This is a genomic window from Salmonella sp. 32070601201500089SM (assembly GCF_017573605.1).
In the GTDB taxonomy this organism is placed as follows: domain Bacteria; phylum Pseudomonadota; class Gammaproteobacteria; order Enterobacterales; family Enterobacteriaceae; genus Salmonella; species Salmonella enterica.
Window position 1 is genome coordinate 264,691 of sequence record NZ_JAGETK010000005.1, and the last position, 23,918, is coordinate 288,608.

The window sequence follows — 23,918 nt, forward strand, 5'->3', positions numbered from 1 at the left end:
CACTCTCAAGGTGTATCTAATCGTTTAGTATTAACTGGTTCTGAAAAGGCTTTGTCCACGCCTTTCATCAAGGGAGATAACAGGTATTCCATAATGCTGTGTTTTCCGGTAATTACACTGGCGTCAACAGTCATACCTGGTTTTAACCACCGTAAATCATCTTCATTAACATCGAATGCAATAATTACTTTATAATAACGCTGAATTGTTCCTCCGGTATTTTCCTCATAGGAATCAGGGCTAATATTATCGATAGTCGCATTATACGATTTTATCTTTGGTTGGATAATTGACTGCACATCCAGTTTAACGGCTTCATCTACATATATTTGGTCACGGTATTTGGGTAATATTTTCACATCGGCCAGCATAGTCCTTACTTTTGGTTTTATTTCAAAAAGTAAGTCCGCCGCCTGAATCACACCACCATGAGTAGTGGCACTTTTATTGATTTTATAAATTACACCGTCAACCGGTGAATAGATATCCTCCTCATTTATCTGCTTCTCTATTACTTTTAATGTAGAGTTAACAACCTCAAGTTCCTGAAGATTTTTAGATATTATTTTAGATAAAGATAGTCGCAATTCATTATTAAGCGCCTCAATATCATTAACAACCAACTCAATATCATCTTTTTTTAAAGTGATGCTACTTTCAATATCATTAATTTCAGACTTAACTTTTATATACGCCTGTTTCTTGTTAAGAAAATTGGTATATGGGCTAATTCCTTTTTTTACCAGTGGGGAAAGAATATTTATTTCTTCGGCAAGCAATGCGAGTTCTTTTTCTTTCGAACTCAGCTTCTCTTGTAATCCGCTAATCTCAGAATCAAGAGAGGTTTTTTTTAACTCTTTAGCTCTTATCTGACTATGCACTAATTCAATATTCGCTTTTACCTCTTTATTGCTTAAAGAACGGGTGCCATCCAGGGTAATCAACCCACTCTCATTTTCTTTATCAAGAATGAAAGATATTTCGTTAACATCTTTATCCAGATACCCTTTTTGAGTTCTATACCTTTGATATTCTTTTTGCAGATCAAGGTTAACGACCTTTGCAAGGAGTTCTCCTTTTTTTACAGTATCACCCTCGGCTACATAAATATCTTGTATCGTCCCTCCTTTAGAAAGAGATATTAACTGAGCATTATCTTTAGTAGTGATAACGCCCTGACCATGAACCACTGAATTAATTTCTATAAAGTAGGTAAGGATAATAATTAAGATCGTCAAAGAAATAATTATCATCATGAGATGATCGCTTTGTCTTCTATTCATTTCATTACATTTAACTCACTTTCAGTATTTCCTTTTAAATAATCCATTAAATGAAAAATCAATGAGAGTTGCTGTAGCTTTAAAATATACAGGCTATATTTGCTGTCGATCATGCTTACATATGCCTGAAATGCTTCATTACGGCTTGAAATTAAATCAAGCAAACTTTTTTGCCCTAACTGAAACTCCTGCTCATATAATTCAGTAAGCTGTAACGCGTTTGTATGTGAACGTTCCGCCACTGAGTAAGTCTCTTTTGCAGCGGCGTATCTTGAAAGTTGTGAATCAATGTTATAACGCGTTTTAATCAAAAAATCGTCAATTTGCAGCTTAGCCTGCGAGTAACTTGCCACCATTTTTCTTTCCTGGGCTGAATTTCTGAACCCATTAAAAATGTTGAAACTGACATTGATACCCGTTTTAAATTCATCTTCATAATCACTTTTTTTGGCACTACCGCTCGGGTTATTCTGTACATAGCTGGAAACAAGATCTACAGTCGGAAAATAGGATGATTTTGCGGCATTAATATCTTCGGTCGCGGCTTTTCGGGTATTGACAAGCATCTTATAGTCATCGTTGTATTTCATCACCATGTCCATAAGTTTTTCAGGGCTTTCGACAAAGATATATTTTTTGAAGAGGTTGAATTTTTCATCGCTTTGAATCTGATCTGGTGATAAATTCAGACCAGTCATATTCTGCATTTTATACATTTCATCATCCAACATCGACTGATACATAATGCTTCTGGTATTTAATGCATCGATAGATACTTGTACTTTACGCATATCAGATTGCATCGCTACACCGGAAGATACCAGCAACGAAAAAGTTTCCAGCATCTTTTTATAAAACTCTTTCTCCAGATTTACGCCATCAATCATTTCACGATATTTACTGATGTTGTAATAGGTTGTCACAACCTCCTGAGACACTATATTCTTTGTTTTTTCATAGTCAGTTTTACTATTATCTCTTTCATATTCAGATTTCCTGATATTAGCCCCCCTCACTCCAAAATCCGTTATTCGGTATGATAAAGACACCTTATTTTCAACGTTCCTCTCGGTACCTGATGACTCTTTCCTGTTATTATTAAGGCCAGATGTTAGATCCAGGGTAGGATAAAGTGCTGCCCGTGAAAGATCTAAGTCACTGTTTTTCTTTTCAGTCTCATAATATGAAACAGCAACAGAGGGCTGATGCGTTAATGCGGCATTAACTAAATCTCTTAGAGGAATGACCGGAAGCTCGCTGGCGTATGTGCTTTGTGTAATAAAAGCAGTCGTCAGAAAAAACATCTTAATCTTCATTTTTTTCCTCCTTGTTTAACAAAAGTTGCTTTACTATTTCCTGATGCATAGTTGTTATTTTTTCCATTAATGGCATATAGGTATCACGGTAGCTAACCATTTCAGCACTAATCTCTTTAGTATTGGCAATAATCTTTTTATCAGTAGCCGATAGATCGGATAGCGCTAAATGAACATTATTCATATCCTCATCCATTTCTTTTCTCAGCCCATCGAGAGTATGAGTAATATCGGCACTGCCAGCGGCAATATCGTTTATGGTCTTACCATGTGAAAGAGATTCCTGATAGCATTTATCAACTGATGCCATTATTGAATCATTCTTTTTATCTATAATATTTTGTATTGTACTCATTGCCTCCAGTCGTGCATTATTATCAGCAAGCAGGATATTACCTTCAGATAAACGCGAGGTAATTGTTATTACACCGTCAGATAATTTTTTGAGATTTTCGTTACTGCTTACCAGATAACCATCAATCAGCGTAGAAAGTTGCTCTAGTTTTGCTGAGTTATCCAATAGTCGGTTTTGCAAAGTGACAAAGCTATCTGATAGCATCTCTCGTTTCTTTTCTTCATCCTGCGTCCGTAAATTTTCAACTGACAGATAGTTATCAAAAAACGCTTTAAACAACTCTTTAAATTCTACAAGCGTCTCTGATTCAACCCGCAGGCTTCGTTGTTTATTATTGGATCTGTTGCTTATGATTTTTAATTTTTTGATTTCCGTAGAAACAAGGGAATAGGAGCTGCGAACAAAAACACTTTGTGAGGTCAGGAGTATGGCGCAAACAACACCATAGATAGAAGATACAAATGCGGTATTCATCCCTTTCAATGGTTCAGAAAGCGACGCTACCATTGTCACGATCATATTGAGTGTATTACTTGCATTATCACCGCCAACATCTGATGGCGAGCTCAATAAGTTCCCGATTGAACCAATCGTAATAGACAGACCCGCAAACGTCCCCAACAGGCCAACAAGCGTCGACACATTGCTACAGCTCATAATAAATGACAATCGTTGATTACGGGCGGTAGACACATTGTCATCTAATTCCATCAGCAAATTGAAATCACACTGTTTGGGTTCCCCGGCAAACAAAACCTGATTGAGGTTAGAAAGAATGCTATTTTTTCTACTGGCGTCCTGAGCTATTAATATGTCTTTTGCTGAAATATTTTTAAGAATAGTGAATAATGCACACAAAGAACCTGTAATATAAATGGCAATAATGACTCCATTGTAAATTGCAGAAACCATGAAGTTATCAAAAACATACTCTCTTATACCGGGAAAAGATAAAGCGAAAAAAGGGAGTATGGCAAGGAAAAAACAGATAAACAAATAGCGGTAATGATTTATATATTTCACTCTGACACCTTTTTATTAATAGTCGTGATAATAGCTTTACTCGTTGTACTTGATGCTGCGGAGTTAACACTCATGTCAATAACTACATCAGGATATATTTTCTTAATCTCTTTCATTAAAATAATTCCCCGTTCATATCCCAGTCGTAAAGAGTCAGAGAAAGAGATGTCTGCCTGAGGAATAACCATTTCTATCAATAAATTACTATTAGTTTTGTCTTCTAACCAAGCCTTTATTTTATGAGTATCCTCTTCTGAAAAGCTTCTCAGCCTGCCATGATACGTAATAACAAGCTCATTTTTTGTAGACGTTATATCAGTTTTCTGACCATCGGCGATATCGTATACTCCAACCTCCTTACCTGACATTGTAGTCATTCCGTCCGACACATCTTGAGTATTCACTTCCTTATTAACTATTTCATTAGGATTTGAATCGTCATTGGCTCCGCTATTTTGAGCAGTAGATTTAGTCTTATTCTCTATATTTGCTTTATAAACTTTAATTGAGTTGTCATACATAATAATCATATTATTAAGTGCAAACACCAACATCAGAAATATAAAAATACACAATACCGTAGAGAATGTATCAACAAAACTAGGCCACGGATTACTTTCGTCTTCCATGTTGTCTCCTGATATTACATTGTGAATAAAATGTTTTTGTGGATTAGAAAGGATAAAGGATGCTCAACTTATTCAGAAAGTGAACGCTACCGCCCTTGGCTTACTGCTACCAATACGCTTTATAGATTTCAGTTTTCTTACATCTCGTAATCAGAAAAATAAAAACAACGACGCCATTTTTATGCGCCCACAACAAAGATGAGTGCTTTAATTAAAAACACTCTTCATTTTTTTAATTAGGTAGACATCAATTATTGCACTAACTATATCTTCCCCAATAATAGGTATCGCATAAGCTCTCAACTCATAAATAAAAAATAGTCATCAGCAAATTAAAACCACCCGCCGATAAATAGATTTGTTAGCTAATCATTGAAACTCTAAATCATTTTAAGGACATATTTCTTTTTAATACGCGTTATAACCATACGTATTTAATAAATTTGCCTCCAGAGGATAAAATTAATTTTCACAATTAAAACATAGGGTCATAGGGACTTCAATATAACTTAAATCATTAACAATATAATAAGTGGGGAGTAAAAAATCAGAATTGCGTAAAAACACACACAAATAAAACCATTTTTTATATAAAGCCAGCTATAAGTAACAACTTTATCTTCAGCAATTAAAAATAAAGCAAGATGCACATATCATATTTGAGCTCATCACAAGCTAAAGCAAACATTTAATTAACCATTGATAATACCGACCATTCTCTAACGTTATTTTATAATATCTTTTTGTTGTCAAAAAATGGCTATAAATTATATATTTTGCAGATGAGTTTTCTCTTTCATATTTAAGACAATCCGGGTTATTGCAGTACATTTATGAACTTCGGCTGGATAATGATGTGCCGAGGCGAGTCGGCCAGAGGCGATAAGCGACATTTTTCCGTGAGATATGCGCTTCTCTTTTTTGAAAGGGATACTAAGAGCCTATCCCATTAGGGCTATTTTACTTGCCATTTTGGTCCTGGGCAGTGCTCGCCAAAACGCGTTAGCGTTTTGAACGCCGCTTGCGGCGGCCCGAAGGGCGAGCGTAGCGAGTCAAACCTCACGTACTACGTGTACGCTCCGGTTTTTGCACGCTGTCCGTGTCCAAACTGGCTGCGCCAATAACGCCTGGTGGGATAGGCCCTAAGACAATAATACCAGGTAAGAAAATGCCTGGTTTACACCAGGCATTTCAGCAGACGAGAGCTATAGCGAAAATGCAAATAACGCTTTGAGTTTTTTACCAAAAATCAGAACGGAATGTCGTCGTCAAAATCCATTGGCGGTTCGTTAGACGGCGCTGGCGCGGATTGCTGTGGACGCGACTGCGCGCCGCCGCTGAACTGGTTGCCGCCCTGCGGCTGCTGAGGTTGTTGCGGCTGACCCCAACCACCCTGCTGCTGACCGCCTGCCGGTGCGCCGCCGCCCTGGCGACCACCCAGCATCTGCATCACGCCGCCGATCTGCGGAACGTTAATTTCAGTCGTATAGCGTTCCTGGCCACTCTGATCGGTCCACTTGCGGGTACGCAATTGACCTTCGATATACACCTGAGAACCTTTACGCAGATATTCGCCGGCCACTTCCGCCAGTTTGCCGAACATCACCACCCGGTGCCATTCAGTCTGCTCTTTCATTTCGCCGGTCTGCTTATCGCGCCAGGATTCAGAAGTAGCCAGCGTTAAGTTGGCGACAGCGCCGCCACTCGGCATATAGCGTACTTCCGGGTCCTGGCCCAGATTACCAACGAGAATCACCTTGTTTACGCCTCTGCTGGCCATAATTGAGTCTCCTGAATACGTTTCATAAATAGTGTAAACGCGTGAGTGTACCATTTCCACGTAGCATTTTAATAGCTGCGATGCAGGTTCCAGGTCACTCGCGCGAACCTCATATTGTTGCATACTTTAGCTGAAGATGCATTCCAATACTGTATATTCAAACAGGTTAAATTGTGTCATAATTAGCCGTTTCTGCCGTTTGTCCTTCAAACAAACCAGGCATCCGAGTCTCTACCGGGAAAGGTGAATGGATAAGATCGAAGTTCGGGGCGCCCGCACCCATAATCTCAAAAATATTAACCTCGTCATCCCCCGCGACAAACTGATTGTCGTGACCGGGCTTTCGGGTTCAGGCAAATCCTCACTGGCTTTCGACACTCTGTATGCCGAAGGGCAGCGTCGTTACGTTGAATCGCTCTCCGCTTACGCGCGGCAGTTTTTGTCGCTCATGGAAAAACCGGATGTCGACCATATTGAAGGGCTATCGCCCGCGATCTCAATTGAACAGAAATCGACATCGCACAACCCGCGCTCTACGGTGGGTACTATTACCGAGATCCACGACTACCTGCGCCTGCTGTTTGCCCGCGTGGGCGAGCCGCGTTGTCCGGATCATGACGTGCCGCTGGCGGCGCAAACCGTTAGCCAGATGGTCGATAACGTGCTGTCACAGCCGGAAGGCAAACGTCTGATGCTGCTCGCGCCGATTATTAAAGAGCGTAAAGGCGAACACACCAAAACGCTGGAAAATCTGGCAAGCCAGGGTTACATTCGCGCCCGTATTGACGGCGAAGTCTGCGATCTCTCCGATCCGCCGAAGCTGGAGCTACAAAAGAAACATACCATTGAGGTGGTGATCGATCGCTTCAAAGTTCGCAACGATCTTTCCCAACGCCTGGCGGAGTCGTTCGAAACGGCGCTGGAATTATCCGGCGGCACGGCGGTTGTTGCCGATATGGACGATGAGAAAGCGGAGGAGCTTCTGTTCTCCGCCAATTTTGCCTGCCCGATTTGCGGCTACAGTATGCGCGAGCTGGAACCGCGTTTGTTCTCGTTCAACAACCCGGCAGGCGCCTGCCCGACCTGTGACGGGCTCGGCGTTCAGCAATATTTCGATCCGGACCGCGTGATCCAGAATCCCGACCTGTCGCTGGCAGGCGGCGCGATTCGTGGTTGGGATCGTCGCAATTTTTACTACTTTCAAATGCTCAAGTCGCTGGCGGAACACTATAAGTTCGACGTAGATGCGCCGTGGGCAAGCCTCAGCGCCAACGTACATAAAGTCGTGCTGTACGGTTCCGGCAAAGAGAACATTGAATTTAAATATATGAACGATCGCGGCGATACCTCCGTGCGCCGCCATCCGTTCGAAGGCGTGCTGCATAATATGGAGCGCCGTTATAAAGAGACGGAATCCAGCGCGGTGCGCGAAGAGCTGGCGAAGTTCATCAGTAATCGCCCCTGCGCCAGCTGTGAAGGCACGCGACTGAATCGCGAAGCGCGCCATGTATTTGTGGAAAATACGCCGCTGCCTGCTATTTCCGATATGAGCATTGGCCATGCGATGGATTTTTTCACTAATCTCAAGCTTTCCGGGCAACGAGCGAAAATCGCCGAAAAAGTGCTAAAAGAGATCGGCGATCGCCTCAAGTTTCTGGTGAACGTCGGCCTGAACTATCTCACGCTCTCCCGCTCGGCAGAGACGCTTTCCGGCGGCGAAGCCCAGCGTATTCGTCTGGCGAGCCAGATAGGCGCCGGGTTAGTCGGCGTGATGTATGTGCTGGATGAGCCGTCCATCGGTCTGCACCAGCGCGATAACGAACGGCTGCTGGGTACGCTGATTCATCTGCGCAATCTTGGCAATACCGTGATTGTGGTGGAACACGATGAAGACGCCATCCGCGCCGCCGACCATGTGATCGATATTGGCCCCGGCGCGGGCGTTCACGGCGGCGAGGTGGTGGCGGAAGGCCCGCTGGAAGCCATTATGGCGGTACCGGAATCGCTGACCGGCCAGTACATGAGCGGTAAACGCAAAATTGAAGTGCCGAAACAACGCGTGCCGGCAAATCCAGAAAAAGTGCTCAAACTCACCGGCGCGCGCGGCAACAACCTGAAAGATGTGACCCTTACGCTACCGGTAGGGCTGTTTACCTGTATCACCGGCGTCTCGGGTTCCGGTAAATCGACGCTGATTAACGACACGCTGTTCCCCATCGCCCAGCGTCAGTTAAACGGGGCGACTATCGCCGAACCGGCGCCGTATCGGGATATTCAGGGGCTGGAACATTTCGATAAAGTGATCGATATCGACCAGAGCCCAATCGGGCGCACCCCGCGTTCCAACCCGGCGACCTATACGGGCGTCTTTACCCCGGTTCGCGAGCTTTTTGCTGGCGTGCCGGAGTCTCGCTCGCGCGGCTACACGCCAGGGCGATTCAGCTTCAACGTGCGCGGCGGTCGCTGCGAAGCGTGCCAGGGCGATGGCGTCATTAAAGTCGAAATGCACTTTCTGCCGGATATTTACGTGCCGTGCGACCAGTGCAAAGGCAAGCGCTATAACCGGGAAACGCTGGAGATTAAGTACAAAGGCAAGACCATCCACGAAGTACTGGATATGACCATTGAAGAAGCGCGTGAGTTCTTTGATGCGGTTCCGGCGCTGGCGCGTAAGCTGCAGACGCTGATGGACGTGGGGCTGACCTATATCCGTCTTGGTCAGTCGGCGACAACGCTTTCCGGCGGCGAGGCCCAGCGCGTGAAGCTGGCGCGCGAACTGTCGAAGCGCGGCACCGGGCAGACGCTGTATATTCTCGACGAGCCGACCACCGGCCTGCACTTTGCCGATATTCAGCAGTTGCTTGACGTTCTGCATCAGTTGCGCGATCAGGGCAACACCATCGTGGTGATCGAACACAACCTGGACGTCATTAAAACGGCGGACTGGATTGTCGACCTCGGCCCGGAAGGCGGCAGCGGCGGCGGCGAAATTCTCGTCTCCGGTACGCCGGAAACCGTGGCGGAGTGCGAGGCGTCGCATACCGCCCGCTTCCTTAAACCTATGCTCAAATAACCTTCACGCCGCTTTCCGATTCGCCGGGAAGCGGCATCATTTTTCCTCATCCCACCTCATTGTATCCGTGTTGAGCATTTGTGATTTGCGTGCCGCCTCGCTCTGACATGTGATAGCGCAAACGGTCTGTTATGGAAAACACCATGAAGTTGCCCTACGCAATCACACTACTGCTGTGCCTGTTTTTAGCCGCCTGTACGCTGCCTGACCGCTTTAGCGCCGTGGCTTTTCAACAACTAACGCTATTACAAACGCGCTCAACCCGCTTCCTGCAGGACGCGGCGCGAATACCGTGGCAAAAAGAGACACTGCTCAAGGATGACCGCGATATCCGCCAGACATTTTTTCAGGCTGAGCGGGTCGCCCGTCAAGGTGGGGATAAACACCGACTCGATAATCTGGCGCTGCTGAAAAATCACTATTTGCGTCTTTATGCGCGGGTTATGCAACGTAAGCAACCACTTACTCACATCCAGGCAGAGAGATACCAACAGCAAAATAATCAGGTCTGGAAATTAGCTATACAGGGTGAGTGTCTGCATTGGGGCGCTCGCTGCACTCAGGGAGATGAAAATGGCGTCTATTAACGAAATACATAACCTGATGACCACCGCCCGGGCCGAACACCCTGTAGCGTCCTCGGCGATTGCCGAGTTTATCCAGACGTATAAGCAGGCAAGAGAAGACAGCGACGACGCTATCCGCGAGTCCGCCGCGTTTATCGCCCGCGCGCTTCAGGAACATGCTCGCGGCTGGCTGGACGACGACGATATGATTATTCTGCTGGAAGGACAGCGGGACCTCGCCAGGCTACGCGCCAATAATGCGCAAATCGCCCTCGGCAGCCGTATCCGGTCTACGGTCATCCGCCTCATTGATATCGCCCTGGCGTTGTTGGTCGGCGCGCTATAATCAGGACTGCGGCAACTGCTTGCGTTTATCTTCCGGCAGCGCATTTACCGCCTGTTGATAAGAGGCATCGACCAGATAATAGAGTTGTGAATCCGGCAGCGATCCGTCCAGATAGACCGTGCTCCAGTGCGCTTTATTAAGGTGCCGACTCGGTCGTACATCGCTGTGCTGCTGGCGTAACAACTCTGCCAGTTCCGGGCTGGTTTTGAGAGAGGCTGCCGGGCGCCCATCAACTTCTTTTACCATCGCGAAAAGTACATCTTCCACTTTAATTTGCGTCGCTTTCCAGTCGCTGTGAACGCTCTGCTCTGCGCCAGGTTTTGCCATGCAGTATTGCAGTAATTCCGAAATGGTCATTATCATTCCCCTTGTAGTGTCGCGATGATTTTACGTGGACCGCCGTGAATACGGTGCTCTCCCAACCAGATACCTTGCCATGTTCCTAACTGTAAACGCCCCTGGCGTACAGGCAGCAGCAACGAGACGCCCAATACTGACGACTTAATATGCGAAGGCATGTCATCCGCGCCTTCGTAATCATGTTCATACGCCGCATTATCGGGAACGGTTTTCAGGAAATGGCGCTCCATATCAGCGCGCACGGTGGGATCGCAGTTTTCGTTTAGCGTCAGCGAGGCCGAGGTATGTAGCAACAACAGATGCAGCAAACCCGTTTCGACAGGCGGTAAGCCAGACAATTTATCGATAATTTCATCTGTTATCAGATGAAACCCGCGCGGCTTCTCGCTCAGTGTAATGGTGCGCTGATACCACATAGGCTGCTCCTTCCTAAAAACAAACGTCTCCTGAATAGTGTGCAGCAAGTCTGGAAAAGGTAAAAGCCAGCGGGGCAAGTTTGTGCAAAAATCATGCAAAAAAGGAGAGCCTGACGCTCTCCTGATTTTTAGTACTCCGAGTTGACAATGACTTCCTCGCCAAACGCTCCTGCCTGCGGCAGCGGTTTGTAGGTGGAGTTAGCCGCGCGCAGGATGCGAATACCGCGGATACCACAATCACGAGCTGCGGTAATATCGTTATCCGAATCGCCGTAGAAGATACGCATGTTCTTCTCCTGCAGCCACTGTACTTTCGTATTTTGTTCCGGTTTATCGCCGGCGAAAATCACCGGATTCATATTCGCCGCCGGAATATGGAAGTTATCCGCCAGCGTTTTCGACACGGTTTCCGTTTTCGTCTGACTACGACCAGTGACAAAGTAAATACTGTCGCCACGACGAACATGCATATCAATGAGCTGTCGGGCCACTTCTTTTGGAATACTGAACTCATCCCAGCCGTTGTTCATTTTTTCCCAAAAGGCCGGATTTTTCAGATAATCGTCGCTGTCCGGGGAGTAGGTTTTCTTTCCGCGCCAGAATCCGGGGCTGGAAAATAACACGGTGTCGTCAATATCAAAGCCGACCGCCATCGGCGGGCGTCCGGTGAGGCTGTTTTCAATCTGGGCGACAGAGACCCAATGGACAGGCGCTTGTTCCGCGAGTTTTGCAACATTAGTGCCCGGATTGAGCGTCGAAGGGGAAGATACTAAAGCATTCGCGGAATGGTTTAGCGTAAACAATAAACAGATGGCACTTAGCGCCAGGGTTATTTTTTTCATGCTTTTCCCTTAAAATTCAAAATATTATAATTATTAAGATGAGTCTTTGCTCAAAAAACTATCTGACCATAACGCCAGTAACGGTCAAAAGGAAGGATTATCTGCGGTTTTGTTACGAAAAAAGAGGATGATCACAACAGCTATTGTCAGGCCGGAGAGCATTGTTATCGCCGTCCGGCCTGAGTATTACATGACAGCGGCAAATGCCTTCGCCACGTGGTGTACATTTGAAGCATTAAGCCCGGCGACACACATGCGGCCACTGGCAATCAGGTAAACGCCAAACTCATCGCGCAACCGATCGACCTGCTCCGCGCTTAACCCGGTATAGCTGAACATACCGCGCTGCTGTAACAAGTAATCAAAGTTGCGGTCAGGCATCTCCGCCTTCAGCTCCTTCACCAGCGTCTGGCGCATCGATATAATGCGGTTACGCATCGCGTCGACTTCCGCCAGCCAGCCCGCTTTTAACGCCTCATCGCCCAGGACCGTAGCGACCACCTGAGCGCCGAAACACGGCGGACTGGAGTAAATTCGGCGCACCGTCGCTTTTAGCTGTCCCAGAACCCGCGCGGCAATTTCAGCATCTTCACACACCACCGACAGGCCGCCGACGCGCTCGCCGTACAGCGAGAAAATCTTCGAAAAAGAATTACTGACTAACGCAGGTAACCCAGCGCTGGCAATGGCGCGAATAGCGTAAGCATCCTCGTCCATGCCTGCGCCAAACCCCTGATAGGCAATATCAAGGAACGGAATCAGATCGCGCGCTTTCACTATTTCAATCACCGCATCCCATTGCGAAGGCGTTAAATCCGCCCCGGTCGGGTTGTGACAACAGGGGTGCAGCAACACGATACTGCGCGCAGGTAACGTATTCAGCGTGGCCAGCAGATCGTTAAAACGGATGCCGTTAGTCGCGTCGTCATACCAGGGGTAAGTACTCACTTCGAATCCTGCCCCGGCAAATATCGCAATATGGTTTTCCCAGGTGGGGTCGCTCACCCATACGCCTGCGTCGCGGAAATAACGCTTAAGGAAATCCGCGCCCACTTTCAGCGCGCCGGAACCGCCTAATGTCTGGATAGTAGCCACGCGCTGTTGCTGAAGAACCGGGTGATCGGCGCCAAAGAGCAAAGGCGCGATAGTATGGCGATAAGTATTGAGTCCTTCCATCGGCAGGTACAGCGAAGCGCCATGCGGCTGCGCGTTAAGCCGGGCTTCGGCTTCGGCCACCGTTTTAAGCTGTGGGATAATCCCGTCTTCGTTGTAATACAGGCCAATGCTCAGATTTACTTTGTCGTGACGGGAGTCGTCTTTAAAACGCTCCATCAGTGAAAGAATCGGATCGCCGGCATAGGCGTCAACTTTTTGAAACACGCGATGGTTCTCCAGGTTTACAGAGGGCAGGAAATAACACAATAAACCGGAAGGACGAGAAGATCGAGAGGATGTTGTGGTGGATGCGCATATTACCGGATGACGGCGTGAACGTCTTATCCGGCCTGCAGCCCATGCGCGATACAAGCCGGATAAGCGCAAGCGCCACCCGGCCCGCCGCGCATTTAATCAATATACTTCATTGCCACCCTTGAGGTCAGGCGCGTGATAAGTTCGTAAGCACTTACTTTTGTCATTTCAGCGATACGTTCAACCGGCAGACCTTCACCCCATAAGACCACCGGATCGCCCGCGTTATCCTGCGCGTTTGGCCCCAAATCTACGCAAATCATATCCATCGCCACCCGCCCGACAATCGGAACTTCACGACCATTGACCAGTACTGGCGTACCGGAAGGCGCCGCTCGTGGGTAGCCATCGCCATAACCCATCGCCACCACGCCCAGGCGCGTGTCGCGCTCACTCACCCATGTCCCGCCGTAGCCCACCGGTTCGCCCGCTTTGTGGTCACGCACCGCGATCAAACTGGAGGTTAAGGACATCACCGGCTGAAAACCAAAATCCGGCCCCCAGGGTTTGTGCTCCAGCGGCGATACGCCATACAAAATGATGCCCGGACGCGCCCAGTCAAAGTGAGACTGCGGCCACAGCAGAATACCGCCAGACGCGGCAATAGAGCGCTGACCGGGTTTACCCTGACAGAAGGCATTAAAAATGTCGAGCTGATGTTCGGTAGCGCCGCATTCCGGCTCATCCGCACGGGCAAAATGGCTGACGATATTCACCGGCTGGCGTACATTTTTACAGTGCGTCAGACGCTGGTAGAACGCCTCCGCCTCTTCGGGGCGCACGCCGAGACGATGCATACCGGTATCCAGCTTCATCCAGACCGTTACCGGCTCCGCCAGCTCCACCGCCTCCAGGGCGGCAAGCTGCTCCTGATTATGTACGGCGGTATGCAGACATTGCGCGGAAATGGTCGGCAGATCGGCGGCGTCGAAAAAACCCTCCAGCAGCAGGATAGGCTGCGTGATCCCGCCCGCTCGCAGACGTAGAGCCTCTTCAAGACGCGCCACGCCAAAAGCGTCAGCATCAGGGAGCGTTCGCGCGGTCTCCAGAAGACCGTGTCCATAAGCGTTCGCTTTCACCACCGCAACCAGCTTACTGGCAGGCGCCAGTTCACGCAGACGTTGCAGGTTGTGTCGCAGAGCGCGGCGGTTAATGACGACTGTTGCCGCTTGCATTTGAATTCCTTGTTAAAAGAATGACGGAGAGTTACTCATCATCGTATTGCGGTCCCGCATAGTTATCGAAGCGCGACCACTGACCATTGAACGTCAGACGAACCGTACCGATAGGACCGTTACGTTGCTTACCAATAATAATTTCAGCAATGCCTTTTAAGTCGCTGTTCTCGTGATAAACCTCATCACGGTAGATAAACATAATTAAGTCGGCATCCTGTTCAATAGAGCCGGATTCACGCAGGTCGGAGTTCACCGGACGTTTATCCGCGCGTTGTTCCAGGGAGCGGTTAAGCTGCGATAGCGCCACGACCGGCACCTGGAGTTCCTTCGCCAGCGCTTTCAACGAGCGAGAAATTTCGGCGATTTCCAGAGTACGGTTATCAGAAAGCGACGGCACACGCATCAATTGCAGGTAGTCGATCATAATCAGACTTAACCCGCCATGTTCGCGGAAAATACGCCGCGCGCGCGAACGGACTTCTGTCGGCGTAAGACCTGAGGAGTCGTCAATATACATATTGCGTTTCTCCAGCAGAATGCCCATCGTGCCGGAGATTCGCGCCCAGTCTTCATCATCGAGTTGACCGGTACGAATACGTGTCTGATCGACGCGGGACAGCGAGGCCAGCATACGCATCATGATCTGTTCGCCGGGCATCTCCAGACTAAAGATCAGTACCGGTTTATCCTGCAACATCGCCGCGTTTTCGCAGAGGTTCATCGCAAAAGTGGTTTTACCCATGGAGGGGCGCGCCGCGACGATAATCAAATCCGAACGCTGTAACCCTGCCGTCTTTTTATTGAGATCCTGATAGCCGGTATCCACGCCTGTAACGCCATCGTGCGGTTGCTGGAACAACTGCTCAATACGCGCCACGGTAGCGTCGAGAATCTGGTCGATGCTTTTCGGACCTTCGTCTTTGTTGGCCCGGTTTTCCGCGATCTGGAAGACGCGCGACTCCGCCAGATCCAGCAGTTCGTCGCTATTGCGCCCCTGTGGATCGTAACCGGCGTCCGCAATTTCATGCGCCACCGCGATCATATCGCGGACCACGGCGCGTTCGCGCACAATGTCCGCATAAGCACTGATATTCGCCGCGCTTGGCGTGTTTTTAGACAGCTCCGCCAGATAGGCGAAACCGCCGACGCTGTCCAGTTGGCCCTGCCGCTCCAGCGATTCCGCGAGCGTAATCAGGTCGATAGGACTGCCGCTTTCCTGCAAGCGCCCCATCTCCGTAAAGATATGGCGATGCGGGCGGGTATAGAAATCTTCCGCCACCACGCGCTCGGCCACATCGTCCCAGCGCTCGTTATCCAGCATTAAACCGCCCAACACCGACTGTTCCGCTTCAATCGAGTGCGGCGGCACTTTTATCCCGGCAACCTGCGGATCGCGGTCGCGGGCATCAGTCTGTGGTTTGTTGAAGGGTTTATTTCCTGCCATAGTGAATGGAGTTACCGAGATAGTGATTGGGTCGAAAGATTACCACATTTCTTTTGGAGGAAGCATGGCAACGCGTATTGAATTTCACAAGCATGGTGGTCCGGAAGTGCTTCAGACCGTGGAGTTTACGCCAGCGGAACCGGCGGAACACGAAATCCAGGTTGAGAACAAAGCCATTGGTATCAACTTCATCGACACCTATATCCGTAGCGGACTCTATCCGCCCCCGTCGTTGCCTGCGGGCCTGGGAACCGAAGCTGCGGGTGTGGTCAGTAAAGTCGGCAACGGCGTGGAGCACATTCGCGTGGGCGATCGCGTCGTCTACGCGCAGTCAACGCTCGGCGCTTACAGTTCCGTCCATAACGTCCCCGCAGATAAAGCCGCGATTTTACCTGACGCCATTTCCTTCGAACAGGCGGCAGCCTCTTTTCTCAAGGGGTTGACCGTTTTTTACCTGTTGCGCAAAACCTATGAAGTGAAACCCGACGAACCCTTCCTGTTTCATGCCGCTGCGGGCGGCGTCGGTCTGATCGCCTGCCAATGGGCGAAAGCGCTGGGCGCGAAGCTTATCGGTACCGTCGGTAGCGCGCAAAAAGCGCAGCGGGCGCTGGACGCCGGTGCCTGGCAGGTAATTAATTACCGTGAGGAGAGCATTGTCGAACGGGTAAAAGAGATCACCGGCGGCAAAAAAGTCCGCGTGGTCTATGACTCCGTGGGGAAAGATACCTGGGAAGCCTCACTGGACTGCCTGCAACGACGGGGACTGATGGTCAGTTTCGGCAATGCGTCCGGCCCCGTCACTGGCGTGAATTTAGGTATTCTGAATCAGAAAGGTTCCCTGTATGCCACGCGACCTTCACTACAGGGGTATATTACGACACGTGAAGAACTGACCGAAGCCAGCAATGAATTGTTCTCATTGATCGCCAGCGGCGTGATTAAAGTTGATGTGGCTGAAAATCAACGCTATGCGTTAAAAGATGCCCGTCGCGCGCATGAGGTACTGGAAAGCCGGGCCACACAGGGCTCAAGCCTGCTGATTCCGTAATAGCTCTGCAAAGAAATTGGGCTTCCACCCGGGAAGCCCTTTCTTTTTTTGTTCGGCTGTATGTAGGGTACAGCGCGATGAATTCGTTACCTGCGCAATCATGACAGATTTAATAATCGATTCCTATTTGCTTGTGAGGGCAAAGTTCCAGGTTGTGACGAACCGCTCAATACCTTAGTAAAACCGACGGTTATTGCGCTGATACTGTGGGATTTTTGGCGTTTTTACTGCTTTGATCACCCACACCACAGCCACCGCCAGCAGTAGCCACGGTAACAGCTTGATCATCAGGGCGAACATTCCGCCCAGGAACATGACGGCAGTCGCTACAACCAGCGCGGCCAGAATGCCCAGCAAGGAGACGCCCGTCACCATTAACATCAGAAAAAAGCCAAGCACAAAAAGTAGTTCCAGCATAGTCGCTCCCCATAAAAATGGCATTGCCCGGCGGCACGGCGCTTACCGGGTCTGGTCAGGTAAGCTCTTACAAAAATCATGCCAATATTTATATTATTGATATATAAGAAAAACGCCCTGCAAGACTGCACAGGGCGTGGTGAGATTGACTAATTTTTGGCGAACTTTTAACGCTTGTCTGCCACCAGTTTTAGCGCCTGCTCCAGTACAGCAACATCCGCGCCAGCTTTATGGGCGTTTTCGCTCAGATAGCGACGCCACTGTCGCGCGCCGGGGATGCCCTGGAACAACCCCAGCATATGGCGAGTGATATGCCCCAGATACGCTCCCTGGCTCAATTCACGCTCAATATAGGGATACATCGCGCGAACCACCGCAACCGGGTCGGCATCGGTGGTATCGGCGCCAAAGATCTCCCGATCCACCGCGGCCAGTATACCCGGATTCTGATAAGCTTCGCGGCCAACCATGACGCCATCCATATGGCGCAGGTGTTCCTTCGCCTCTTCCAGCGATTTGATGCCGCCGTTAATGGACATGGTCAGGTGCGGAAAATCCCGCTTTAGCTGGTATACGCGCGGGTAATCCAGCGGCGGGATCTCACGATTTTCTTTCGGGCTTAAGCCAGAAAGCCAGGCTTTGCGCGCATGGATAATAAACATCTCGCATTCTCCCTGACCGGAAACCGTATTAATGAAATCACACAGGAACGCATAACTGTCCTGATCGTCAATACCAATGCGGGTTTTTACCGTTACCGGAATCGAGACGACATCACGCATGGCTTTAACACAATCGGCGACCAGTTGCGCATTGCCCATCAAACAGGCGCCAAACATACCGTTTTGCACGCGATCGGAGGGGCACCCCACGTTGAGGTTAATTTCATCGTAGCCACGCGCTTCCGCCAGCTTTGCACAATGCGCAAGCTGAGCCGGATCGCTTCCACCAAGCTGTAGAGCGACCGGATGCTCTTCTTCGCTATAAGCCAGATAGTCACCCTTACCGTGAATAATCGCGCCCGTGGTCACCATTTCGGTGTAGAGCAGCGTCTGGCGAGACAGCAAACGCAGGAAATAGCGGCAATGTCTGTCCGTCCAGTCGAGCATAGGCGCGATGGAGAAGCGATAAGCAGGTAAAGCGGAGGACTGGGTTTCAGGCTGCATGGCGAATAAATAAGCATCCGGTTAAAAAAGGGGCGTTACTATAGCATAACGCTAAACCGGAGGCGTAGCGCCTCCGGTGAAAGCACCTCAGAATGTCATTGTAAGCTGCGCGCCTGCCCCCCAGGTTTCATCTTCGCCGTACAGTCCCATTAAATCGAGATGCACACGGTTAAAGGGCGCAAAGCCAAGACCGCCGGTAACCACATTGCTATCGTTATTTTTCACATCCGCACGATACCCTGCGCGCACCGCCAGCCATGATAACGGTCGAACTTCAGCGCCGACGCCAACGTACTGTGAATTGTCTTCGCTCTTAAAGCCTTTCGTTTCCGTCAGATCGCCATCGGCGCTTACGGTCAGCAAATCGTTATGCCATGCGATGCCCGCGGTAACCAGGGGGCGGATTTGGTATGTATCTTTGTAGTTGGTGGTTTCTCCCGTCATACCATTAGTGATGTAAATATCTTTCGTATCGATATCGCGAGATACCAGATTTTGCCCGCTCAGCCCCAGCGTCCAGTTTTCACCGATATCGGCAGCAAGCCCCGCATCAATGTTAAAACCCGTATCGTCATTGCGATAGCGGCTGCTATTCCAGTCGCTACTGTCGTAGTTATAAATTGAGGTGGTGTAGTTATAGAGCCAGGTTTTTTGCAGTTTTGGCGTAACGCCAATGGAAACAGGCACCTCGCCCACCACAAACTGCTTCGCCAGTGCAATACCGTAGTCAGACACAATCGCTACCCGCCCCGACGCGGTAGAGTTTAAATGCTTTGTAATTTCGTCAGACCCCAGCAAAGCAGCGCGTCCTGCTTCACGAAGCGCGACACGTTCATCATGCTGGATATCGCGCAGATACTGAATATCGTTCTGATCAATGGACGAACTCACGCGCCCATGCGCATAACCTTTGGCGATAAACGCCACGGAAAGCGTTTGCCCTGGAATACTTACCGCCAACCCGGCGCCGGCATTGGCGCGGGCGGTTTTTCCGTTGAGATATTCCAGCTCATCGGCCAGGTCGCGCGCGGCGCCCTGAAATTGATTCAGCACGCCTCGCGGATTGAGCAGAATTTGCCCCAGCGTAAGGTTATCGACGACCTCATCGTAGTAATCCACTTTATCGCTGATATCGTCAATTTCATCCTGGAGATTGTCTTTATCCGTAATCTGGACGCCGACCGCAGGAAGGACAACAGTGATATTGTCTTCCGGTTTGGCTTTTGCCAGTAACGCCGGATTTAATAGTACTCCGCTGCCATAATTCGCGGACGCAACGCCCGTCCCGCCCATTGCGTCATTACGCGCTTCCGTCCAGGTATTGGCGGCGCTCGCCTGCTTTGCCATAAAAAGCGAGACCGCGATAGCAATCAGTGAAAGTTTGACGTTTTTGTTCACAGTTAGCCCATCTTATTATCAGGTGAAGTAATCCCTCCGCCACGCTTTACCGGACAGAGGCGAACTATTGCTGTGAAATAGTGATGTTAAATCCTGTTGTTATAATATCGACCCTCATTATGTATAGATGAGAATACTGGCGCGGAAAAGCTTAGCAGGCGATATATTGTCGCGGGGTAATTTCAGAGTTTTAAGCAGCTCGTGGTAAAGTAACGGATTAGACTTTCATGCCATTCGAGGTGCTACATGGAAAAGACCACAACGCAAGAGTTACTGGCGCAAGCTGAAAAACTCTGCGCGCAGCGCAACGTGCGCCTGACGCCTCAGCGCCTCGAAGTGCTGCGCCTGATGAGTCTGCAACAGGGTGCCATCAGCGCATACGATTTGCTCGATTTGCTGCGCGAAACGGAACCACAGGCCAAACCGCCCACCATTTACCGCGCGCTGGATTTTTTGCTCGAACAGGGTTTTGTCCATAAAGTGGAATCCACCAATAGTTATGTGGTTTGCCACCTGTTCGACCAGCCGACGCACAGCTCGGCCATGTTTATCTGCGATCGTTGTGGCGTGGTGAAGGAAGAGTGTGCCGAGGGCGTGGAAGACATCATGCATACGCTGGCGGCTAAAATGGGATTTGCGCTACGACATAACGTTATTGAGGCGCACGGTCTGTGCCCTGCGTGCGTAGAAGTGGAAGCGTGTCGCCATCCGGGCGACTGTGGTCACGATCACTCGGTGCTGGTGAAGAAAAAACCGCGTTAGCCTGAACGGAAAACGGGCGGCAGTAGAGAGGGGCACGCCCGCATTCATAAGCAAACAGTGGGAAGCACATCCATATACTCCTGGTAGGGGAAAACATATTACCAGCGATAGTTGTTACGGGTTTCCCAGTCAACAACCTCTTTTTCCGCCTGATCTTTCTGGTAACCGTAACGCTCCTGGATTTTACCTACCAGTTGGTCGCGTTTACCTTCGATAACGGTCATATCGTCATCGGTCAGTTTGCCCCATTGTTCTTTCATTTTACCTTTAAACTGTTTCCAGTTACCGCCGGCTTCGTCTTTATTCATCATCTTGTCCTCATCATTCGGTTAGGAATAGCAGGTGTTATTCGCCCAAATGCTCTGCAATTTCTGCTGGACGTGATAATAATTGTAGGCAGGAATTCGGCCTTCGGTTTTATATTCAGAATTTTTAACCGTCACGATCTGGCAAACCATGTACCCTCGCGCCAGTGACGACGCCAGATAAGGCTCAACGACAGACCGCGAAGCGCCAGGAACACGGTTAATGCCAGCCATAAACCATGATTTCCTAATACCGGCAGGGCGAAGAGCGTCAGCGCAAATCCTCCCGCGGCGACTGCCATGCTATTGCGCATTTCGGCAGCGCGCGTCGCGCCAATAAACATACCGTCGAGCAGATAGCACCATACGCCCACCAGCGGTAATACCACCTGCCAGATAAGATACCGATCCGCCAGTAGCTGTATTTGCGGCAATGAGGTCAGTAACGCGACAATATGTTCGCCTGCCAGGGCATAGACTGTGGAAAACAACAAGGCCACAATTCCTGACTGACGACACGCCGCTCGCCAGACGTCCAGTAGCTTGCTACCGTCACGCGCGCCGTAAGCCTGACCGGAGTGCGCCTCCACCGCATAAGCAAAACCGTCCAGCGCATAGGCCGTAAAGGTGAGTAAGGTCATCAGGACTGCATTTACCGCGATAATATCGCTGCCCAGCCGCGCGCCTGACACCGTGATTGCGCCAAAACAAAGCTGAAGGAGCAATGAGCGCAGCATGATATCGCGATTGAGCGCCAAAAGGCGGCGCACGTTGCCGCGCCAGGCCTGTTTTAGCATATCCAGCGACACACCGCGGAGATGGAGAACTTTACGTACCATCATGAGGCCGATCAGTAACGTGACATATTCTGCGATGACCGTCGCCAGGGCAGCACCCTGCACGTTCATATGAAGCCCCATCACCAGCCACAGGTCGAGCGCGATATTGAGGATATTGCCCACGACCAACAAGATAACCGGCGCCCGCGCATACTGAACGCCTAACAGCCAACCGAGCAGCACCAGATTCGCCAGTGACGCGGGAGCGCTTAGCCAGCGAATTTCAAGGAAGCGTCTCGCTTGCACCAGGACAGCGTCGTTCCCGCCGACAATATGTAAAGCCAGCTCGATAAGCGGCGTGCGAAATAGCACAATCATCACGCCAGCGCCCAGCGCCAGCAATAACGGTTGAATGAGCGCCCGGGCTAACGCCTGCGGATTTTTGGCGCCAAATGCCTGCGCCGTTAGGCCGGTGGTGCTCATACGTAGAAATAGCAGCAGCATGAAAAGAAAGCTGGTGGCAGTCGCGCCCACCGCCACGCCGCCCAGGAAAACCGGGCTGTCCAGATGACCAATCACCGCCGTATCGACCAGCCCCAGTAAGGGGACGGTGATGTTAGAAAAAATCATCGGCAGCGCGAGACGCCAGAGAGCTTTATCAGAGGAGGTAAAAAGCGGCATGGAGAAAAGCCTGACAAGGAGTTAAACGAAACGAGCGCATTGCCGGATGGCGACGTAACGCCTTATCCGGCCTACAAATTAATCATCTCAGGAACTGCATTCCCGTAGGCCTGATAAGCGCAGCGCCATCAGGCTGCACGATTGCCGGATGACGGCTTACAAGGAGATTAAAAAGAGATTACAACCATTCCCCGTTGCGAATGACGCCTACCGCCAGCCCTTCAATCGTAAAGCTTTGTTCGCGCAGATCCACCACTATCGGTGTAAACTCGCTGTTTTCCGGCAGCAGCTCCACTTTATTGCCCTGCTTTTTCAGGCGTTTTACTGTCACTTCATCGTCAATGCGAGCGACAACCACCTGGCCATTACGGACGTCCTGCGTTTTATGTACCGCCAGCAAATCCCCATCCATAATACCGATGTCTTTCATCGACATACCGCTCACGCGCAGCAGGAAATCGGCGCTGGGTTTGAACAGTGAAGGATCGACCTGGTAATGGCCTTCAATATGCTGCTGCGCCAGAAGCGGTTCACCCGCCGCGACACGCCCGACAAGCGGTAATCCGTCCTCTTCTTCCTGTAACAGACGGATACCTCGCGATGCACCGGAAACGATTTCAAGCACCCCTTTGCGCGCCAGCGCTTTAAGATGTTCTTCCGCCGCGTTTGGGGAACGGAACCCCAAACGCTGCGCGATTTCCGCACGCGTCGGTGGCATACCTGTCTGGCTGATGTGATCCCGGATGAGATCAAACACCTCTTGTTGCCTGGCCGTTAACGCTTTCATTCCGCCCCCTGGGTGTATATACAGTCATGCTGTGAGTATATACAGTTAAAGGTGATTTTGGAACCACAAACGGCGCAAAAAACAAGAGATTTATAAAATTTGGAACCTTTATCGAAAATGTGACCATAACAGGATGCCCCAGGTCATCAGGGCAACGAAAATAGACAGTAGCACCGCAGCCGATCCCATATCTTTCGCACGGCCGGAAAGCTCATGGTATTCAGAACCGATGCGGTCCACGACCGCTTCAATAGCGCTGTTGAGGATTTCAACAATCATGATAAGTAAAACGGAACCTATCAATAACACACGGGTAATCGCATCCACATCCAGCCAGCAGGCGATGATGACGCCCAGCAATACCGCGATACTTTCCTGGCGAAACGCCGCTTCGTGAGTCCATGCGGCGCGAAATCCTTTCCAGGAATATCCTGCCGCTTTGATAATTCTGGTGAATCCAGTGGTATTATTGGCCATCAAAAGAACCTTTTTAC

General features: G+C 49.6%; 24 protein-coding genes. 5 read left to right on the forward strand and 19 right to left on the reverse strand.

Features of this window, described 5'->3' with window-relative positions; translation table 11 throughout:
* Positions 1-5: 5 nt before the first annotated feature.
* From siiD to ssb1, 5 genes are all read right to left on the reverse strand, one after another.
* Entirely contained in the window at positions 6-1,283 is a 1,278-nt protein-coding gene (gene siiD / locus J4728_RS10985; RefSeq protein WP_001081935.1) for an SPI-4 type I secretion system protein SiiD, read from the reverse strand.
* A complete protein-coding gene (gene siiC / locus J4728_RS10990) occupies positions 1,280-2,599 on the reverse strand; it encodes an SPI-4 type I secretion system protein SiiC (protein WP_001670706.1) in 1,320 nt (439 codons plus the stop codon). The genes siiD and siiC overlap by 4 nt, the downstream gene beginning before the upstream one ends.
* Positions 2,589-3,977: a MotA/TolQ/ExbB proton channel family protein gene (locus J4728_RS10995; protein WP_208211750.1), complete on the reverse strand. Its 1,389-nt coding sequence runs from the start codon at positions 3,975-3,977 to the stop codon at positions 2,589-2,591. The genes siiC and J4728_RS10995 overlap by 11 nt, the downstream gene beginning before the upstream one ends.
* Complete coding sequence (gene siiA, locus J4728_RS11000) at positions 3,974-4,606, reverse strand: SPI-4 type I secretion system auxiliary protein SiiA (RefSeq protein ID WP_000389232.1); 633 nt, start codon at positions 4,604-4,606, stop codon at positions 3,974-3,976. Before siiA ends, J4728_RS10995 begins: the two co-directional genes overlap by 4 nt.
* A gap of 1,249 nt (positions 4,607-5,855) precedes the next feature.
* Positions 5,856-6,386 (reverse strand): single-stranded DNA-binding protein SSB1, encoded by a 531-nt coding sequence (ssb1, locus tag J4728_RS11005; RefSeq protein WP_000168322.1) that lies wholly within the window; start codon positions 6,384-6,386, stop codon positions 5,856-5,858.
* A 247-nt stretch (positions 6,387-6,633) separates the two neighbouring features.
* On the opposite strand from ssb1, the gene uvrA reads away from it, so the two are divergent.
* The 3 genes from uvrA to J4728_RS11020 all read left to right on the forward strand — a co-directional run bounded on the left by uvrA (position 6,634) and on the right by J4728_RS11020 (position 10,371).
* Positions 6,634-9,459 (forward strand): excinuclease ABC subunit UvrA, encoded by a 2,826-nt coding sequence (uvrA, locus tag J4728_RS11010; protein WP_000357725.1) that lies wholly within the window; start codon positions 6,634-6,636, stop codon positions 9,457-9,459.
* A gap of 131 nt (positions 9,460-9,590) precedes the next feature.
* A complete protein-coding gene (locus J4728_RS11015; RefSeq protein ID WP_077910710.1) occupies positions 9,591-10,046 on the forward strand; it encodes a hypothetical protein in 456 nt (151 codons plus the stop codon).
* Entirely contained in the window at positions 10,033-10,371 is a 339-nt protein-coding gene (locus J4728_RS11020) for a hypothetical protein (protein WP_000146587.1), read from the forward strand. The genes J4728_RS11015 and J4728_RS11020 overlap by 14 nt, the downstream gene beginning before the upstream one ends.
* On the opposite strand, the gene J4728_RS11025 is transcribed toward J4728_RS11020, so the two are convergent.
* The 6 genes from J4728_RS11025 to dnaB form a co-directional block, all read right to left on the reverse strand.
* Entirely contained in the window at positions 10,372-10,728 is a 357-nt protein-coding gene (locus tag J4728_RS11025) for an MmcQ/YjbR family DNA-binding protein (protein WP_000155663.1), read from the reverse strand.
* A gap of 2 nt (positions 10,729-10,730) precedes the next feature.
* Positions 10,731-11,147 carry a secondary thiamine-phosphate synthase enzyme YjbQ gene (locus tag J4728_RS11030; RefSeq protein WP_000270392.1) on the reverse strand — a complete coding sequence of 139 codons (417 nt, stop codon included), beginning with the start codon at positions 11,145-11,147 and terminating at the stop codon, positions 10,731-10,733.
* A 128-nt stretch (positions 11,148-11,275) separates the two neighbouring features.
* A complete protein-coding gene (gene aphA, locus J4728_RS11035; RefSeq protein WP_000724431.1) occupies positions 11,276-11,989 on the reverse strand; it encodes an acid phosphatase AphA in 714 nt (237 codons plus the stop codon).
* A 186-nt stretch (positions 11,990-12,175) separates the two neighbouring features.
* Positions 12,176-13,369 carry an aromatic amino acid transaminase gene (gene tyrB / locus J4728_RS11040; protein WP_208211752.1) on the reverse strand — a complete coding sequence of 398 codons (1,194 nt, stop codon included), beginning with the start codon at positions 13,367-13,369 and terminating at the stop codon, positions 12,176-12,178.
* Positions 13,370-13,554: 185 nt separating this feature from the next.
* Positions 13,555-14,634: an alanine racemase gene (alr, locus tag J4728_RS11045; protein ID WP_001147297.1), complete on the reverse strand. Its 1,080-nt coding sequence runs from the start codon at positions 14,632-14,634 to the stop codon at positions 13,555-13,557.
* Positions 14,635-14,665: 31 nt separating this feature from the next.
* Entirely contained in the window at positions 14,666-16,081 is a 1,416-nt protein-coding gene (gene dnaB / locus J4728_RS11050) for a replicative DNA helicase (RefSeq protein ID WP_000918353.1), read from the reverse strand.
* Positions 16,082-16,145: 64 nt separating this feature from the next.
* On the opposite strand from dnaB, the gene J4728_RS11055 reads away from it, so the two are divergent.
* On the forward strand, positions 16,146-17,129 hold the full coding sequence (locus tag J4728_RS11055) for a quinone oxidoreductase (protein WP_000235550.1): 984 nt from the start codon (positions 16,146-16,148) through the stop codon (positions 17,127-17,129).
* A gap of 174 nt (positions 17,130-17,303) precedes the next feature.
* Here J4728_RS11055 and pspG read toward each other — a convergent pair whose 3' ends face one another.
* The 3 genes from pspG to J4728_RS11070 all read right to left on the reverse strand — a co-directional run bounded on the left by pspG (position 17,304) and on the right by J4728_RS11070 (position 20,110).
* Complete coding sequence (pspG, locus tag J4728_RS11060; RefSeq protein WP_000891414.1) at positions 17,304-17,546, reverse strand: envelope stress response protein PspG; 243 nt, start codon at positions 17,544-17,546, stop codon at positions 17,304-17,306.
* Between the two features lie 167 nt (positions 17,547-17,713).
* Positions 17,714-18,712, reverse strand: a complete 999-nt coding sequence (dusA, locus tag J4728_RS11065; RefSeq protein ID WP_001182233.1) for a tRNA dihydrouridine(20/20a) synthase DusA — start codon at positions 18,710-18,712, stop codon at positions 17,714-17,716.
* Between the two features lie 87 nt (positions 18,713-18,799).
* The gene (locus tag J4728_RS11070; protein WP_001039335.1) at positions 18,800-20,110 is read right to left on the reverse strand and encodes a conjugal transfer protein TraF; all 1,311 of its coding nucleotides are present in this window, start codon (positions 20,108-20,110) and stop codon (positions 18,800-18,802) included.
* Positions 20,111-20,356: 246 nt separating this feature from the next.
* Between J4728_RS11070 and zur the strand changes: the two genes are divergently transcribed.
* The gene (zur, locus tag J4728_RS11075) at positions 20,357-20,872 is read left to right on the forward strand and encodes a zinc uptake transcriptional repressor Zur (protein WP_000416271.1); all 516 of its coding nucleotides are present in this window, start codon (positions 20,357-20,359) and stop codon (positions 20,870-20,872) included.
* 98 nt (positions 20,873-20,970) lie between these two features.
* Here the strand turns inward: zur and J4728_RS11080 are convergent, their stop codons facing one another.
* The 5 genes from J4728_RS11080 to J4728_RS11100 all read right to left on the reverse strand — a co-directional run bounded on the left by J4728_RS11080 (position 20,971) and on the right by J4728_RS11100 (position 23,901).
* Complete coding sequence (locus J4728_RS11080) at positions 20,971-21,180, reverse strand: CsbD family protein (RefSeq protein WP_001030592.1); 210 nt, start codon at positions 21,178-21,180, stop codon at positions 20,971-20,973.
* A 21-nt stretch (positions 21,181-21,201) separates the two neighbouring features.
* Positions 21,202-21,315 (reverse strand): hypothetical protein, encoded by a 114-nt coding sequence (locus J4728_RS11085; protein ID WP_010989093.1) that lies wholly within the window; start codon positions 21,313-21,315, stop codon positions 21,202-21,204.
* The gene (gene dinF, locus J4728_RS11090) at positions 21,312-22,637 is read right to left on the reverse strand and encodes an MATE family efflux transporter DinF (protein WP_001128116.1); all 1,326 of its coding nucleotides are present in this window, start codon (positions 22,635-22,637) and stop codon (positions 21,312-21,314) included. The genes J4728_RS11085 and dinF overlap by 4 nt, the downstream gene beginning before the upstream one ends.
* A gap of 178 nt (positions 22,638-22,815) precedes the next feature.
* Positions 22,816-23,424, reverse strand: coding sequence for a transcriptional repressor LexA (gene lexA, locus J4728_RS11095; RefSeq protein ID WP_000646079.1), 609 nt, complete (start codon positions 23,422-23,424; stop codon positions 22,816-22,818).
* A gap of 108 nt (positions 23,425-23,532) precedes the next feature.
* A complete protein-coding gene (locus tag J4728_RS11100; protein WP_000002900.1) occupies positions 23,533-23,901 on the reverse strand; it encodes a diacylglycerol kinase in 369 nt (122 codons plus the stop codon).
* Between the last annotated feature and the right edge of the window lie 17 nt (positions 23,902-23,918).

What these genes read in the sequence shown, in the direction of transcription:
- siiA (WP_000389232.1), bottom strand. Translation starts at nt 4,606, where the DNA reads ATGGAAGACGAAAGTAATCCGTGGCCTAGTTTTGTTGATACATTCTCT.
- J4728_RS11030 (WP_000270392.1), bottom strand. Translation starts at nt 11,147, where the DNA reads ATGTGGTATCAGCGCACCATTACACTGAGCGAGAAGCCGCGCGGGTTT.
- J4728_RS11055 (WP_000235550.1), top strand. Translation starts at nt 16,146, where the DNA reads ATGGCAACGCGTATTGAATTTCACAAGCATGGTGGTCCGGAAGTGCTT.
- dusA (WP_001182233.1), bottom strand. Translation starts at nt 18,712, where the DNA reads ATGCAGCCTGAAACCCAGTCCTCCGCTTTACCTGCTTATCGCTTCTCC.
- pspG (WP_000891414.1), bottom strand. Translation starts at nt 17,546, where the DNA reads ATGCTGGAACTACTTTTTGTGCTTGGCTTTTTTCTGATGTTAATGGTG.
- siiD (WP_001081935.1), bottom strand. Translation starts at nt 1,283, where the DNA reads ATGAATAGAAGACAAAGCGATCATCTCATGATGATAATTATTTCTTTG.
- alr (WP_001147297.1), bottom strand. Translation starts at nt 14,634, where the DNA reads ATGCAAGCGGCAACAGTCGTCATTAACCGCCGCGCTCTGCGACACAAC.
- aphA (WP_000724431.1), bottom strand. Translation starts at nt 11,989, where the DNA reads ATGAAAAAAATAACCCTGGCGCTAAGTGCCATCTGTTTATTGTTTACG.
- uvrA (WP_000357725.1), top strand. Translation starts at nt 6,634, where the DNA reads ATGGATAAGATCGAAGTTCGGGGCGCCCGCACCCATAATCTCAAAAAT.
- dnaB (WP_000918353.1), bottom strand. Translation starts at nt 16,081, where the DNA reads ATGGCAGGAAATAAACCCTTCAACAAACCACAGACTGATGCCCGCGAC.
- J4728_RS11025 (WP_000155663.1), bottom strand. Translation starts at nt 10,728, where the DNA reads ATGACCATTTCGGAATTACTGCAATACTGCATGGCAAAACCTGGCGCA.
- lexA (WP_000646079.1), bottom strand. Translation starts at nt 23,424, where the DNA reads ATGAAAGCGTTAACGGCCAGGCAACAAGAGGTGTTTGATCTCATCCGG.
- dinF (WP_001128116.1), bottom strand. Translation starts at nt 22,637, where the DNA reads ATGCCGCTTTTTACCTCCTCTGATAAAGCTCTCTGGCGTCTCGCGCTG.
- J4728_RS11020 (WP_000146587.1), top strand. Translation starts at nt 10,033, where the DNA reads ATGGCGTCTATTAACGAAATACATAACCTGATGACCACCGCCCGGGCC.
- J4728_RS11100 (WP_000002900.1), bottom strand. Translation starts at nt 23,901, where the DNA reads ATGGCCAATAATACCACTGGATTCACCAGAATTATCAAAGCGGCAGGA.
- J4728_RS11080 (WP_001030592.1), bottom strand. Translation starts at nt 21,180, where the DNA reads ATGAATAAAGACGAAGCCGGCGGTAACTGGAAACAGTTTAAAGGTAAA.
- J4728_RS11015 (WP_077910710.1), top strand. Translation starts at nt 9,591, where the DNA reads ATGGAAAACACCATGAAGTTGCCCTACGCAATCACACTACTGCTGTGC.
- siiC (WP_001670706.1), bottom strand. Translation starts at nt 2,599, where the DNA reads ATGAAGATTAAGATGTTTTTTCTGACGACTGCTTTTATTACACAAAGC.
- ssb1 (WP_000168322.1), bottom strand. Translation starts at nt 6,386, where the DNA reads ATGGCCAGCAGAGGCGTAAACAAGGTGATTCTCGTTGGTAATCTGGGC.
- zur (WP_000416271.1), top strand. Translation starts at nt 20,357, where the DNA reads ATGGAAAAGACCACAACGCAAGAGTTACTGGCGCAAGCTGAAAAACTC.